This is a genomic window from Paenibacillus sp. FSL F4-0100 (assembly GCF_037993005.1).
GTDB lineage: Bacteria > Bacillota > Bacilli > Paenibacillales > Paenibacillaceae > Paenibacillus_AQ.
Genome location: NZ_CP150303.1, coordinates 3,153,795 through 3,169,387 on the forward strand (window position 1 = coordinate 3,153,795; position 15,593 = coordinate 3,169,387).

The 15,593-nt window shown below is 41.9% G+C and carries 14 protein-coding genes and 1 pseudogene; 7 read left to right on the forward strand and 8 right to left on the reverse strand.

The annotated features are described in order from the left end of the window. The first annotated feature begins 548 nt into the window (after positions 1-548). From MHH48_RS14255 to MHH48_RS14265, 3 genes and pseudogenes are all read left to right on the forward strand, one after another. A complete protein-coding gene (locus tag MHH48_RS14255; protein WP_340390683.1) occupies positions 549-1,391 on the forward strand; it encodes a sialate O-acetylesterase in 843 nt (280 codons plus the stop codon). After that, positions 1,388-1,927, forward strand: coding sequence for a helix-turn-helix transcriptional regulator (locus MHH48_RS14260; RefSeq protein WP_076326321.1), 540 nt, complete (start codon positions 1,388-1,390; stop codon positions 1,925-1,927). The genes MHH48_RS14255 and MHH48_RS14260 overlap by 4 nt, the downstream gene beginning before the upstream one ends. A 605-nt stretch (positions 1,928-2,532) precedes the next feature. Then, positions 2,533-3,225: pseudogene (locus MHH48_RS14265) on the forward strand (NAD(P)/FAD-dependent oxidoreductase); the annotation flags it as partial. Positions 3,226-3,368: 143 nt separating this feature from the next. Here MHH48_RS14265 and MHH48_RS14270 read toward each other — a convergent pair. Beyond that, positions 3,369-4,565 carry an MFS transporter gene (locus MHH48_RS14270; RefSeq protein ID WP_076326322.1) on the reverse strand — a complete coding sequence of 399 codons (1,197 nt, stop codon included), beginning with the start codon at positions 4,563-4,565 and terminating at the stop codon, positions 3,369-3,371. Positions 4,566-4,931: 366 nt separating this feature from the next. On the opposite strand from MHH48_RS14270, the gene MHH48_RS14275 reads away from it, so the two are divergent. Beyond that, positions 4,932-5,714 (forward strand): AraC family transcriptional regulator, encoded by a 783-nt coding sequence (locus tag MHH48_RS14275; RefSeq protein ID WP_340390684.1) that lies wholly within the window; start codon positions 4,932-4,934, stop codon positions 5,712-5,714. 378 nt (positions 5,715-6,092) lie between these two features. On the opposite strand, the gene MHH48_RS14280 is transcribed toward MHH48_RS14275, so the two are convergent. Continuing rightward, positions 6,093-6,224, reverse strand: coding sequence for a hypothetical protein (locus MHH48_RS14280; protein WP_256720858.1), 132 nt, complete (start codon positions 6,222-6,224; stop codon positions 6,093-6,095). Positions 6,225-6,291: 67 nt separating this feature from the next. Here MHH48_RS14280 and MHH48_RS14285 point away from each other — a divergent pair, with 67 nt between their 5' ends. Continuing rightward, positions 6,292-6,711 (forward strand): hypothetical protein, encoded by a 420-nt coding sequence (locus tag MHH48_RS14285; RefSeq protein WP_144023525.1) that lies wholly within the window; start codon positions 6,292-6,294, stop codon positions 6,709-6,711. Positions 6,712-6,924: 213 nt separating this feature from the next. On the opposite strand, the gene MHH48_RS14290 is transcribed toward MHH48_RS14285, so the two are convergent. Further along, positions 6,925-7,308 carry a RidA family protein gene (locus MHH48_RS14290; protein ID WP_076326324.1) on the reverse strand — a complete coding sequence of 128 codons (384 nt, stop codon included), beginning with the start codon at positions 7,306-7,308 and terminating at the stop codon, positions 6,925-6,927. A gap of 104 nt (positions 7,309-7,412) precedes the next feature. Here MHH48_RS14290 and MHH48_RS14295 point away from each other — a divergent pair, with 104 nt between their 5' ends. Then, positions 7,413-7,754 (forward strand): helix-turn-helix domain-containing protein, encoded by a 342-nt coding sequence (locus MHH48_RS14295; RefSeq protein ID WP_076326325.1) that lies wholly within the window; start codon positions 7,413-7,415, stop codon positions 7,752-7,754. 615 nt (positions 7,755-8,369) lie between these two features. Here the strand turns inward: MHH48_RS14295 and MHH48_RS14300 are convergent. The 5 genes from MHH48_RS14300 to MHH48_RS14320 all read right to left on the reverse strand — a co-directional run bounded on the left by MHH48_RS14300 (position 8,370) and on the right by MHH48_RS14320 (position 13,424). Further along, positions 8,370-8,933: a sugar O-acetyltransferase gene (locus tag MHH48_RS14300; protein WP_076326327.1), complete on the reverse strand. Its 564-nt coding sequence runs from the start codon at positions 8,931-8,933 to the stop codon at positions 8,370-8,372. A 2,320-nt stretch (positions 8,934-11,253) separates the two neighbouring features. Continuing rightward, a complete protein-coding gene (locus MHH48_RS14305; protein WP_076326328.1) occupies positions 11,254-12,072 on the reverse strand; it encodes an SDR family oxidoreductase in 819 nt (272 codons plus the stop codon). A gap of 14 nt (positions 12,073-12,086) precedes the next feature. Next, a complete protein-coding gene (locus MHH48_RS14310) occupies positions 12,087-12,461 on the reverse strand; it encodes a MerR family transcriptional regulator (protein WP_256720859.1) in 375 nt (124 codons plus the stop codon). 238 nt (positions 12,462-12,699) lie between these two features. Continuing rightward, complete coding sequence (locus MHH48_RS14315; protein ID WP_256720860.1) at positions 12,700-13,041, reverse strand: hypothetical protein; 342 nt, start codon at positions 13,039-13,041, stop codon at positions 12,700-12,702. A 191-nt stretch (positions 13,042-13,232) separates the two neighbouring features. Next, a complete protein-coding gene (locus tag MHH48_RS14320) occupies positions 13,233-13,424 on the reverse strand; it encodes a hypothetical protein (protein WP_179090745.1) in 192 nt (63 codons plus the stop codon). Positions 13,425-13,849: 425 nt separating this feature from the next. Between MHH48_RS14320 and MHH48_RS14325 the strand changes: the two genes are divergently transcribed. Further along, the gene (locus tag MHH48_RS14325; protein WP_076326329.1) at positions 13,850-15,586 is read left to right on the forward strand and encodes a sensor histidine kinase; all 1,737 of its coding nucleotides are present in this window, start codon (positions 13,850-13,852) and stop codon (positions 15,584-15,586) included. Positions 15,587-15,593: the final 7 nt, after the last annotated feature.

Genomic DNA, 15,593 nt, shown 5'->3' on the forward strand with positions numbered 1-15,593 from the left:
CAAAAATACATTGAATACGTGTACTAGTTTAAATAACGTTAAAATGTTGGCGGGACCCCTAGTAAAGACATGTTAGTTTGTCTCGAATTCGTACTTCATCATTTGAACATGTTCAACCGATCTCTTATTGTAACAACATCGGAAATAGTCAAACGACCGCCGCTTTGCGAGACACGGAATGCCACCTCAAAACCTCTGTATACATTCTTACGACCGCCGCTAACCTTCTCCGGTGTCATATCGACACTAACTCCATACCAGGATCCTTCAACCTGATTGGAAGCGAGGAAACAATCGAATCCACCGCCGCTACCAAGGTCCAATATCACTTTTCCCGTTGCAATACGGCAAATAGCTTGCGGATTAACACAACCAAGTCCAAGGTTTACGTCTGTGTAAAGGACCTTGCCGGATGCCTAGAAGCGTGAATATGGTGTTAGATGAAGTATTGAGCTCTCTTAATATAATTCCATTGACCATAGTCTAATTAGACTGTATAATATTTTCAAGATTAGACCATAATAGTGATGGAAAGGAATGAAGAGTAAATGATAAAGTCATTCTTAATGTTGGGGCAGTCGAATATGGCGGGTCGAGGATTTTTGCATGAAGTCGATCCTATCTATAATGAAAAAATAAAAATGCTGCGCAATGGACAGTGGCAGATGATGACAGAGCCGATTAATTACGACCGTCCGGTTTCCGGTGTAAGCCTGGCGGCGTCTTTTGCCGATGCCTGGTCGAAAGCCAATCCCGATGAAGAAATTGGTTTGATTCCTTGTGCGGAAGGCGGCAGTTCCTTGGATGACTGGCATCCGGAAGGCATCCTTTTTCAGCATGCTTTGTCCGAAGCCCGCTTCGCCCTGCGGTCCAGTCAAATCCAAGGAATCCTTTGGCACCAGGGTGAGAGCGATAGTTATGGTTCACTACATGAAACTTATTACGAGAAATTAACCCTTATCATCGAGATCCTAAGAAACGAATTGAATCTTAATGAGGTACCTTTGATCATTGGCGGACTTGGTGATTTCCTTGGGATGACCGGTTTTGGACAGCACGCGACAGAGTATCGACAGGTCAATGAACAATTACAGCGTTTCGCCAATGAACAGCGAAATTGTTATTTTGTAACAGCGGCAGATTTGACCGCGAATCCTGATGGCATTCATTTAGACGCTGTTTCGCAACGCAAATTCGGCTACCGCTATTTCGAGGCTTTTTCGAAAAAGTGTCATGTCATGGAACCCATCCCTGGGGAGGAGCAGTCGCTGAAAGTGAAGCGAAACTATTCGAAAACAGAACAGATTTACCTTCATAGCATGGATTTGGCTTCGGATAAAATCACGTACGCAGAATTCGAGGCGCTGATGGCGAAGGTGATGCATCCTTGATTCCCTTACTCATCCTTGGCTTGCTCATCCAAAACCCCGGCGCTCACGGCTATGAACTGCTGGCCTTAATGGAAAAACGCCATTACAAATACATTGTAAATTTCACAAAAGGCTCGTTTTATTACAATCTGCAGCAACTTGAAGAAAAAGGTTGGATTGAACAGATTCAGCAGAATTCTTCAACCAGTCGGCGCGAAACTCGGAACTTTAAAATCACCGAATCGGGAATGGCTGAATTCGAAAAATTAATGGTCAAATACGGCACCAAATTGGAATATGTGAACCTGCAATTTTATGGGGCGCTGCTCTTTGCTGATGAATTCGACAAAAACAAATTGCTGGAACTGATCCAATGGCAAATCGACCAGACTAAAACCCGAATCGCCCTCCTTGATGAATACCTGTCCAACACACAAGAACTTCCCGGCACAATCGATTACTACCGCCGAATGAACGAAAATTCCCGTTCCCATCACTTGGTTAACTTAGAGTGGTTTGAACAATTGAGAGCAGAAATAGAGGGACATATTGCATAATTAAAAAAAAAGAAGCTTTGGTGTAAGCGCGAACGTTTGGACGTACAAGCTCAGATCGATACAGCCCAAACCAAGCGTTTGAGGCTTGAGATCGAGCACAGAATCCAGAACGACCCGGAGTATGTTTGAATCGCTCCGGTAACTTTATCGCGTCAGCAATCTGTTCAGGTCGAACAACTGGAGTCTCCTTTTTAGCAATAAGAAAACCGCCTTTGTAAAAAGGCGGTCTATTACGCTATCGTACTTCGTTCTTTACTCACATAATCGCTTTTTAATCACCTTGATACCTTTTAAAGTAAACTCATTTTCTGGTTCAATAAAAAAGGACGCTCCCGCGCCATCGCTTGGGTTGCAACCTCTACATAATATTCCATTTCCAATTATTGATTAAAGAACATACGCGGGTAGCATACAGTGCTTTTAAAAAAACTTGTCTTAGAATAAACACTAAGAAAATACTTTATTTTCACTGAACAGTTAAGAGCTTGCACGACCGGAGGATCAGATTACGTTCCTTGATGTAATTCAAGTAGTAAAAGTGATACGCTTTTTATGCTTTAATTATGGATAATATAGATCGCTTATGGGGGATAAGGGTTATGGAAATGGAAAATCAACTTTTAGATGTGACCATTATTGGCGGCGGACAAGCTGGGTTGAACGCCGCCTTGGTGCTCGGGAGGGCAACGAGAAAAAGGTGATGATCATCGATGAAGGTCGTCCACGCAACGCGGTAACTCGTGAGGTCCACGATTTCTTACCCGCGACGGAATTACACCGCGTGGGTTTCGGCGAATTGCGAAGGAATAGATTAGTGCCTATCACTCGTATCATTCGTAGCGGACACCGCGGTGGCGATCACGGGAACCGACGGTCAGTATCAGATTGAGACTGCGTAAGGGTAAAAAAGTTCTGTTTGCTAATGGCATGAAAGATGAACCGCTCGGCATTCCGGAACTAGAGAAGGTATATGGAAAAGCGCCTTTGTCTGCCCGTATTGCGACAGCTGGGAGTTAAGGAATCAGTCGCTTGTCATCATTAATAAGGGGGCTGAGTTCATGCATTTCGCTCCGCTCATATCCGGTTGGACGAACCGTTTACTGTCTGTACGAATGGCCCTGATGAACTGACGGGTCAGCGACGGGATCGTGCAGCAAGTCGTTCTTGAAGACGGGACGACTATCCTATGCACGCGGATCTTTTTCAAACCGGAACTGGTTACTGGATCGAAATTGCCGCGAACGATCGGATGCCAAATCACGGAATGGGGGGCGGTCGTCGTCGAAGATTGTGGAAAAAAGTACTAGACTCAGGTGTGCCATTAACGGGTAGTTTAGCGTAATTAATGACGAATACTTGCGCACAGTACGTGGGATGATTATTCTGAGGAATACCGTGAAAGATAAAAAACCACTCTGAGAGCGGTTTTTCAAAATTAGGCTCAGATCTTAACTGAACCAATTTTTTTATTATAAATAGCATAACCCAAAATTCCACATAGCATTAACGCTGCACTGAAGTTAAACATCCCACTATATCCAAATGAAGTTGCAATAGCTCCACCAATCAATGGTCCAAATCCCTGTCCTATATTAGCACCAATAAAGTACGTACTTGATGCTAATCCTTTTCTTTCGCTACCTATGATGCGAATGGACTCCGCTTGTATAGAAGGCAGTGCGGTCCCTTGCCCGAAAGATGTAATAACCGCAGCCAAGATAATCATCCAGATTGCATATGCATGACCTAATATCAGTGCTTCTGCACAGCCGCATAATAACGCGGGATACAAAATAATTTTGAGTCCTTTTTTATCATATAGCTTTCCAGAAAGCGGTCTTGTAAACAGAAGCATTAGCGCGAATACTATGAAATAGATACTTACTCCACTTATATTACGATTTTCCCCAAGTAAAACCATATATGAGCTGGCAAGTCCATTTCCCATTTGAAATAAGGCGGCAATAAAGGAAAGTGGCAATATTTGAAAAGCAATGATATCCTTTAACCCAATTTTACTTTTTGTAGCAGCCTTATTTTCGCTCGATTCCTGTTTAATATTTGATACAAAAAACATACATAATGCTGCTAAAATATACAATGATGCTGCAAACACGAAGGTAATAGAAGTTCCCAAATGGCTCGATGAACTGATACCGATTGCTGGACCAATGGCTGTAGCTAAAATTTGACTGATGCCAAAATATCCAATGCCTTCCCCCATCTTTTTCTTTGGAATAAAATCGGTAGTCCAAGCAAGAATAATTACGTTGGTAACGCTAATACTGGCTCCATGTAACATACGGAAGAAAATCATGACCTCAACATTTGGTGCAATACTGTAGCCCAAAGTAGCAATACCATTAATGACAGTAGCAACAATCATCACATATTTTTTATTGGTTCTGTCCGTTAGTATTCCACCAAACGGACCAACAAATAGAGCTGTAATCGCAAATATTCCTACAATTACCCCCGCTAAACTAACGGACGCTCCTAGTTCTACAGCATAATTTGCAATAAGAGGACTAGCGAGAGTAAATGCCAAATAACTTAACGCACCAATCGCCAATAGCATGATATAATTTTTGTTCCATAACTTACCTAATTTTGCTTCTATTGCTGTGCTGGTACCCATTAAAAAATCCCCTTCTGTTTAGTTTTTAATCGTCCTGAGTAATATTATGAATGGTATAAACGTAAGGAAGTAGATCGTTCGTGCATAAATATTGCCTAAATGTGCAAATTAAATAGTTTTCTGCTATGCAGGCTTCTTTAATGTATTTATAATATATAGACAGAATGGGGGATAAAAGGTATGCCGAAAAAAAGAAAAACCGCCAGTACAACTGGCGGAAGAATTGTATCCGTTCATAAGAAGACACTGGATCTACTCATTGCCATGACAGATCAAATAGCCTAAACTGAAGGGCGAACGCAAACTAAAGTGCCGTTCTTGTCGATTGTTAGACGCAGCTGTGATACTTCGCGGAACCAAGGCATATTGTCTCCTTCAATTTGTCTAATCCTCCAGGGGGCAAAAAACCTTTATCTTGGTCAAGATATCTTTTATTATGAAGCCGGGGATTATATGACGTCCCTGATTGATATCCCTGCTTCCTCTCAAGTCGTTGGGGCTACTGAGCATTCGCCATATATAGCATTGCGGATCGATTTTACGGCTCAGGAAATAGCTTCCGTAGTGATGGAGGCAGAAATCAACACGGAATGTAAGGATACTAATCGGGTAACTGGGGCCTTCATAGGTAAACCGGATGCCGATCTGCTGGATATCTTTTACCGTTTATTGAAATTAAACAGCAAGCCCAAAGAAGTTCGTTTTTTATCTGGACTACTCAAAAAAGAAATGTTTTTTAACTTGCTATCAAGCGATTTTGGGCACTTATTTTTGCAGAAGGCGTTGTTTGATCAAAGAGCAGATGAGGTCGGGAAGGCGATCCAATGGATCAGGGAAAATTACGCTAGTTCTTTAAACGTCGAGGAGTTAGCAAAGTCCTTAAATATAAGCAAATCCGGATTACATCACAAATTTAAAGCGATCACAATGATGGGGCCTTTGCAGTATCAAAAGCACTTGCGCTTGCAAGAAGCCAGGCGCTTAATGTTAAGCGGTCCCATAGGGGCTACTACGGCTGCATTGACTGTAGGCTACGAAAGTCCGTCACAATTTAATCGTGAATATCGAAGACTGTTTGGTCGACCACCATTGCAGGACATAAAAACAATGCGGGTATCTTCTGATGCCAAGGGATATGATGATATTTAAGTTCAACCACACTCATTTATCATCTTTAGCGGTTGAACTAACTGGGAACGTTAGTTGAATGACAACAGCGAAAGTATAATACTTTATTTTTCAAGTCTTGGTTCGCCGCTGTTTCTTTTAATGGAACAGTCTAAAACTTATTTTTCAAAAGCTGACAATTCATCAATTCAAAACCCCCTTTAAATCAACGACTCCAGTCTAATACTATATTTTCAAACAAATCGAATGATCATCACGGCCTCTTGTCGACACATGCGGTATAAAGTGCTCATCCAGTGTTCAGGAGAAGATTGAGATCAGTGTTTATCGTCATCTCGACTATTCACAGGTTGTTGTCCGTTCTCTGCGTTATCGTCTTTTTGGAAATTCTACATAAGGCTAACGCATGTTGGATGAATTCGAATTCGAATCCCATTCGAGCAGCTTATCGACCTGAAAGGGAATGTTTTTGTGTACCGTCGCTTGCTGTACCAATTCCGCATGATCGAGGATAAATTGCATCGTTAACATGTTTAATCCCAGTTCCTTTGTCCGTAATAATATAAAAGGCGCCCTCATCCTTTGGGATGAGGAGCGCTTGCTCGCAGTGCCGCCCAACTTGACCGGACTGCATAAGCAAAGCCATCTTCTTGGTTCCGCGGTAACGGACGGAAAGCCGGTAAACTTGTGGAGAATGGCGAGACCCTTCTCCGATCGAAAACGCCTCACAGTTGAGATGAACATCATCAACGCAATAGACCAGCATATTAGTCAATTGATGGCTAGGCGACAAAAACCGATCAGTACACCCGCGCCAACCACACTAAGAAATATGGAAGATCTTATCGAATTTAGTGCAATCGAAGTGTGGCTAGTGCATACCGCTCATTTGGACTGGGCAAAGAGAAGTTGCGGCTTTCTTTTTCCGACGATCATGGAAAATGTAATTGTGTTTGCGACCGAATATTACTGGAACTTACATAACGGAAAATCAGCGTCTGGGATTATTGCAGAATGACGGAAAGGCTGATGGAATGCGTAGATGTGGTAAGGTTTGATCTTGGTAAATACAAATACCCACGCAAGTAGTTGAATAAAGATAAAAGTTCCACACTAGCGATCAGATGAGAACTTTTTTACACTTATTTGAGAAAATATACTGTTTTATGCCAATAGCGGTCGCGCCTATCCGAGACCTGACCGCTATTGTTACCCGACCACAGTAGCCAAGTTAGTCCGCGTGTGCGACGGCACTAATTTCAATCAATTGCTCAGGGAACGCAAGATATGTCACGCCTATGAGACTGCCTGCAGGCCGGTGTTGCCCTACGTATTCCTTGAACAGCTGGATGACTGGCTCGGAATGTTCTTGAGCGTTTGTCAAATAGATCTCCACATAAGCGAGGTTCGACCTCGTGACATTAAATCCCGCCAGCACGCGATCAAGATTTTCGAGCGTCTGCCGAGTCTGTGCCTCGATATCGTCTTTGCCAACGAACGTGCCCTCTGTGTTGTGGGAAAATTGTCCTGAAATGTAGATGGTTCCGTTTGCGGAGTATCCCTGGGTAATTCCGTGATCCCAAAGATCGTGATTGTAGGTTTTGACATTAGTCATTTCGTTCTCTCCTTTACTTAAAGTAAGGTTAGTATAGAATGAAAGCATATAAAAAAATAGTACGCACTTTATTGATAGGTACTACCAGAAAGGATAGTGTAAATATGAGTATGTCCGAATACAAAGGTAAAGTTAAGAATATTAAAGATACACCCTTTGGTTATGCATTATCAGTTATTGGTGGTAAATGGAAAATGGTTATTATTTACCTCCTCGCAGAAAACCAACCGGTTCGCTTTAATGAGCTGAAAAGACAGATAGGGGCAATTACTTATAATACATTGAGTTTACAACTCAAAGAATTGGAAGCAGATGGTATGGTGGAACGAAAAGAGTATCCCCAAGTTCCCCCTAAAGTCGAGTACAGTCTCACAGATAAAGCGGAAACACTATTACCCGTTTTGGAAGAGTTATGTGAATGGGGAGTAAAAAATCAAAATAATTAAATTAAATCCAGTTTTGGAAGTAAGCTAACAGCCCCCACCATGCGAGACACAAGAAGGTGAGACATTGAGTGATGCTGTGAATGATGCATTTGTAATTGCGATTGATCGAGTACCTTCTTAGGAAGAAAATGATCAGGTATTATCAGGGATTCAAAAGATGTAAAACTCTTAGCTGATCAATGGGGATGGAGAAATGTAGAGGTAATGGATAAGCTGCAAATCTGGATACGATATTTGGCTCGCTTATTGGCTGCACTGCATTTGAACATCCACCAAGGTGCCGCGAAAGACCATCTTGGTTATGGGATTCCTGAGGAACCAGTGGAGAACAAAACAGAGAAAATGAAAAGACGTCCTTTGCGGAGGAGCTACTGCTTTAGCAGTACTTTCTCCAGGGCGTCTTCCTTCATGGTCACGGTCAGTATGGCATACTTTCATTAGTAGCGACAGCGGTAGGGAATTAACCGTGGTGAGGAGCGAACCTTTGCGGACACTATCAAGGCAGAACTACCCGAGGAGGCCATTCTGGCCATCGGATAACGCTAGGATCGGGTAGAGACCACATGAAGATTGTTGTTACATTTCTGAAAGCGATAGAATCACCGATTGGGCCTACTAAAGGGCTTTTTTCAAAGAGCGGATGACCTTGCACGGATTGCCGACAGCCAAACTATCTGGCGGAATGTCCTTCGTAACGACACTGCCGGCTCCAATCACGCTGTTCGCTCCGATCGTCACGCCTGGCAGGACTATAGCGCCTGCACAGATCCATACATTATCACCGATATTGACTGGATGTGTGTATTCTAATCCCGCTAACCGTTGCTCTACATCCATAGCATGTTCTTCCGTTATAAGGCAGACGTTGGGTGCAATAAATACGTTGTTACCAATTGTAATTTTCCCGCTGTCCATGAGCTTGCAGTTAACATTGAGAAAAAAATTATCTCCTACCGTGGTATTATACCCATAAGTACAGAAAAGCGGCTGCTCTACAACGCAATTATCTCCGGTCTTTCCCAGCAGCCCGCGAATGGCGATCTGTCGTGCTTCGCGGTCCAGCGGGTGTATATTGTTATATTCGTATAGCTTTTTCACGGTATCAGCACGGTCTGCGACAAGCTCAGGATCGCCAGGTTGGTATAACATACCAGCATGCGATTTTTCTTTTTCGTTCATAACATCAACTCCTATATTCATAACAGTAACGGCATTATAATATAAGGGATGATAAGATTCAACTATAAAATTGCGCCATTGGCATCATCGAGTCGGGAGACAGAGATGGCCGGATGTGGCTCCGATATATGCTTCTACTTGATGGTGGAGAATGCGTGAAGACGTTGGATGGCCTCGAACTCAACGGACAACTGGTCATCGCTTAATTTAATCGTTTCATGGAATTCTTCAAATTGCACAATGAGGCATGTAAAAACTCCTCTCATTATGAGAATTTTTTTGTGGAAAAAATGGTGTTTGCAAAATTAAAAAAATCGTTAAAGCTATTTATAATTAGGTCTTTTCTCACTCTTACTGTTTAAGAAGCTAGGGCTATATTGCTTCTAATATATTCAATAAGTCAAACAAAGTCATACAGTATATTGATTTAAATAACCACAAAATCGTGTATATTGTATTAATAAGTATGAATTCTCTGCCTGATTGATCACTGAAAAGAAATTGATTGAGAATTTCAACGCCAGTATTTTTGATTTTGAGTTAAGCAGGAATGGAAAGAAAATTATTGCTGCCCATGATTCAAAAACTAACTCTTACACTCTCTTCTGACATGGGGGTGCTAATTTTTACTGTGCTCATTAATCTACGCCTTATCCGTTTTCTTCTCAACGTATTCATCTCCACTTTCTCCATAAATGAAGGTCGTAATAATGTTCATTTTCAATTTTTTCTGTGTCTGTTAATAAAACGTTCAACATTATATATGTAAATCTTGAATTTGGCTCTTTAAAACCGCACTACTTCAACTCAACTTTGATATTTCGTTTTGTAGACCGCTTAAGACCTTAGCCGTTGTGCATTTCCTTATTAGGTCTTCAGTTTAATGTAATCCATCCCTCGGTAATGTCCCCAAGTTCTTGTCAAATCAAAATGACAAGAACTTGGGGACATAAAAAAAACCGCGTTTTCACTAAAAAGCCATCTTTGTGTGGGGACGAGTATACGGCGTCGTTGGCCGAATGCCATCATTAACAATATTTTACTAATGTAGGGTGTCTTGTAGACCGCATCCACGGCTACGGCTGATGGTTTTCGTAGGAACATCTAATAGCTGTGGGCTCTAATGTGCATATCTTAATGAAACACGCCATAGGGGACAGAGTTCGATACCAGCGGAAGCTAACCCTAGCGTTTATGTCTCACCTACGTATTTTCAAAACCAACTTTATTATTTAAAAACGCACGGCTTCACCCCGATACGGGTTAATGCTATTTCAAAACCAGTTTTAATTACTCTTGATGATGGTTATAAATCGGTTGAAACATATGCGTTGGAGCTAATATTTATGAAAAAAATTATGCATCAACCATAATTATATCAGGAGTGTCAGTGCTAGCTTTTAGATTCGGATTGATTTACAAAGATAAGTTGATCAACAAACTTTCTGAATTTAAAAAAAGTGCTGATAAATCATCATGAGTTTTATGTGTGGTAGGAGGAATTTATGTTAAAAAAGTCTATACCTAGTTTGCTTACATTCGCGAACCTGTCATTTGGAGTGATTTCAATACTCGAGATTATAAAACAAAATTACATTGCAAGTGCTGCATATATTATGATTGCCGTTTTAATAGATGATATGACGGGAGAATTGCCAAGCGTTTAAATGTTTGCAGTGAATTTGGAAAGGAATTGGATTCCTTGGCCGATTTGGTCTCATTTGGAGTTGCTCCAGCTTTATTAATATATTACTCAACTTTCGCAGCTCAAATATCCAAACAAACCCATGATATAACTAGGGGAACTAGAGACCCCATCATGGAGTTGACAAAAAACTACTGTTTTGCTCTTCTTAGTTTTGGCCTCTGACATTTCGAGAAATAAATTCATGACTTGTTGAAGCGCGGTCTGGTAATCCAGAGCGCGGAATTCCTCGGCAAAGAGAAGAAAGAGTCCTCCCAGTGTCCGGTCATTGGTAGTATAAATCTTCAGTGCAATACCATACTGACCTACTTACAATAACTCAATCGAAATTCCACATAGTTTAGGTCTGTGAATATGGTCAATGTAAAGCCTTTCTATAATGCTATTCCTTTCATTCGGAATGAGATTTTGTCCTTCAACGTAATTTTTACCAGTAGAGCATATGGAAACATAGGGGGCATCACGCTCCGTACGGAGCAGAGGAATAGCTGGAGGTCACATCAAATGCTTACCTAGTACCACTTTAATTGCAAAGACGAACAGAACTATTTACAAGAAACTGTTCGTCTTTATCCTTGCTACCATGTGATGTACGTCGACATCTTTGCTGCAATATTATGGAATATCAATACCAAAGTTTTGTGCCATATTGCTAATAAATTCATCTTCGTTCAGTTCTTCACGTGCCTTCATTAAGTCTTCGCCGGTATGATATCTCAATTGGCTGGAAGGATCGGTTGCCGCCTTGTAAATCAATTCGGCAACAAGATTCGGAGAATCGACTTGTTGAGGGTCAAACAAGCCTTGATACACTGATCCGATTTTTTGCTCGATTTCACTATAATCCGTCAATTGGGTATCCTGCAGCGGGTCCATAGATCTACCTGCAAAATCGGTATTAGTGCGTCCCGGCTCCACGATCTTTACCCGAATATTGAGTGGGGCTAACTCGTACAATAGAGCTTCCGTAAGTCCGTTTAGGGCAAATTTGGAAGAATTATAAAGAGAAAACAACGGAAGTGCGATTCTTCCTCCCCCGGAGCTAATGTTGATAATAAGTCCCTGACGATTCTTTCTGAAATGAGGCAGGATCGATTTTATTACCTGCATCGGGCCAAAAACATTGACGTTAAACTGTCTTTGGATTTGTTCTTCTGTTGCAGCTTCAAAGATACCAAATGAACCGTAACCTGCATTGTTTACAATCACATCAATATTCCCGAATTTCGTGATCCCTTGCTCAATCGCGTTGTGGATGGATTCTTTGATTTCAACGTCGAGATGGGTGACAAAAATGTTCTCGACCTTGGTAAATTCCGATTCTTTTTCAGGAGAACGCATAGTTGCAATTACATTCCATCCTTTGCGCGCGAATTGTAAGGCCGTTGCTCTCCCGATTCCTGCCGATGCACCAGTAATCAATATAGTTTTCATCCTTAGTTCCTCCTCTAATCCCCTTGTGGGGAAGAATACAACTCGATTTTGTGATTTATGAGTTCCATGCAGCGCGTTAATTGCTCCATTTGGTTTTTGATTCGTGTGTTTTGTTGACGAAGCAGTTTAATCCGCTCGTTTTTAGATTCGTCTCCCTGAATGACGAGTTGCGCGAATTTCTTCATTTCGGCAATACTCATTCCCGTTTCGCGAAGGCGGCAAGCGAATTTGATCCATTCAATGTCTTCGGAATCATAAATGCGAATACCGTTTTCACTACGCTTTACGGGCGGAAAAATACCTTCCTTTTCATAGTAACGAAGCGTGTGAATTGATAATCCAGTCTCGTTGGCGAGTTGACTAATTTGCAGACTCATAAGAAGATCCACATCGGACATTTCTCCTTTCCAATGAAATTAGTTTAAAGCTTACTACCTAGAGCGCACTCTATGTCAAGGCTTTCAGTGGGATAAGACAGAAAGATATTTTCCGAGAGGATTATCCCTAACCGGCCGTCACTACTTGCTCCCATTTGTCATGCTCATTTAAATACCGAGAACAAGGTGAGTTTGGTCTTTTAGATCAATGAGGACGGCGAAAGGAATACATAGACTAAGAACGGTAAGTTCAGTAGTTGAACCGGGAGAACGCCATGCTAAAAAAGTGTTTGGAAATCTGGATGCAGGAGGTAAGGAAGAGCGCTTCAAGCTCATCGAGCAAGCAGCGGAAATAAGACGAATAACCGAACTTTGTCAACACTTTGGTGTTTCTAGAAGCGGCTACTACGCATATTTGAAGTGGAAGAAGAACGACCGGGATGCCGAGGCAAAGCGACTCATCCGAACAGTTTACAAACGCTACGAAGGAAAGTACGGCTACCGGCAACTCCAATTGTTCTTGAGGCAGGATGACCGCGTATGGATGAACCACAAGAAGGTACTGCGCCTCATGCAAAAGCTTGGCATTCAAGCCAGCATTCGCCAAAAACGCCGGTTTAAGATACCAGGCAGCAGAGCGTGTTGCGGGGAATCTGCTTAAGCGTGATTTGCGGCCGGAAAACAAAACCAGAAATGGGCGACGGATGTGACCCAATACCGGGTAGGCGAGCGCTGGATTTATCTTTCGGCGGTGAAAGACTTATTCAATAATGAGATTGTGGCCTACCGACTCAGCGAACGTATGACAACGAGCTGGTTCTCCGAGCGTTCGCCAAAGCATTTGCGAAATAAAAGGACATGACTGGACTGGTCGTACAACAGCGACCAGGGATTCCAATACACGCCCCATGCATACCACGACATGTTGCCTAAGGTTGGTGCCCGAATCAGCATGTCTCGTGGGGGCAATTGCATAGACAACGCCTCCATCGAGAGCTTCTTCTCGCATCTCAAAACGAAGGACCCTACCCTTATAATATCCGAACTCTAGCAGAGGCACAAAGAAAAATTGAGATATACATACGATTTTATAATCGAAGACGACCGCAACGAAAATAAAACAAACTGACGCCGGTACAGTGATATTACCGACGCCAGTTTGCAGCCTAGGTGTTTCTTTTATTATCTCTAAATGGGGTCTTGACCACATTAATAAAAGTGGACATGGGGCATTGGCTTTCAAGAGTGAACAGCCCATAATACAATTACAGACGGAAGTACATTTTGGCATAAGAGGTTTTATTATAGACGGATAATCCAAATCCATGCATAATCAGTTGAAAAGATAATGCATTCATCAACTAAAACGATTTTACTAACATCAGAAGGTGTGATTCTCATTGAGAAGGCTCCGATTTTCCGGAAGAGGCATTAGTCTCACTTATATATTAATCTTTAGTTTTGTATTCATTTCGACCGTTCCTGTCCTATCCACCTCACTCGTAACGTATTACAAAGGCAAGGATATCATAAACAGTAATACATCACAGTACATCATCCAGATGCTAAAGCAAACCAACCGAGAAATTGATCTAATTTTGCAGCAGTTTAACAATGATGCTACATTTTTAATTAATCCCCTAGTTCAAAAAGTGTTAAACGATCAGATGCATAAGGAAATTTTATACCAACAAAAGAAAGCGCTATCAAAGGAGGTTGCTCAGTATAACGTGGCTTCACCCAAAATGTCGGATCTTGGAGTATACTCAATCCAAGGTGTTTTCCTTGTTGGGCTTTCGGACGATTACATGCCTTTGAGCAGGGAACTTATGCATAAAGTTCATGAGCTTGACGGACAAATCAACTGGAGCTTTGCAGGATATAACAACCTTCATGAAGTCCATATTCGAGGGGTCCGATTAATCAAAAATATGCTGGGACCTGAAATCATTCCGATAGGATATTTCACTTTCAAAATGCCTGAGGAGATCATTTATGACTCAATCAAGCAGTTGCAGCTCGGACAAACCGGACAAGCCATTATCGTAGATACCGGTGGTATTGTTCTATCCGGGCAAAATCGGGATTGGGTAGGGCGCCAGCTCGAAGGGAATATTTTGGAGGAGTTGTACGCAGATAGTGAAGGATCATTCATTAGTGAGATTGATGGCCAGACTTACTTTATGGCTTTCCATACATCTGAAGCCACCGGCTGGAAGACCATGGGACTAGTTCCGTTTTATGAAATGACTCCTGGTCTTCAAGGTATTTATAAGAGCACGGTTCTCTATCTTGGAGGATGGATCTTAATCAGTGTCCTGTTGTCCCTGCTTATCACACGTACGGTTGTCACACCGATCAAGCAGCTGATTCGTGCAATGCGCAGTGTAGAGAGTGGTGATTTTAGCATACAGACTCATTTGACTGGTAACAAAGAAGCGCTAATATTAAGCAGCAATTTTAATAAAATGACATCCAGGCTTAAAGAACTGATCAGCCGTGTGTACGAAGGAGAAATTAAAGAGAAGAATGCTCAGCTTCGTGCTCTACAAGCACAAATTAATCCGCATTTTTTATACAACACATTAGACACCATTTATTGGATGCTTTATGTACGGGGACAAGAAAAAATTGGTGATATTGTAGTTGCTATGTCCAATATGCTAAGGTATAGCATCGGAAAAAACGGCCCTACAGTTACATTAAAAGAGGAACTGGACAACCTCTCCAATTATATTCATATTCAATCCACTCGTTATCAAGATCGAATTACATTTAGTTTTGATGTTGATCATTCGCTCGAACAAACTCCAGTTCTCAAATTAATGTTGCAACCGACTGTAGAGAATGCCATAAGCCATGGTCTGGAGCCTAGCATCCGCCAGGGGATCATTCGTACTTGCGTCTACCGATCCGGTAATGAATGTCTAATTGAAATATCAGATAACGGTGTGGGGATTCCCGCTGAGAAGCTTGTCCATTTAATGGAACCGGGATATTTCAGAGAGGGACATGGTATTCAAAATGTTTGCGAGCGCATACGACTCACCTTTGGGGAAGCGTATGGTCTAACCATTACAAGCGTAGAGGGCGAGGGGACGAAGGTCCTTTATAAGTTGCCGCTAAATGAATATTAATGGTAAA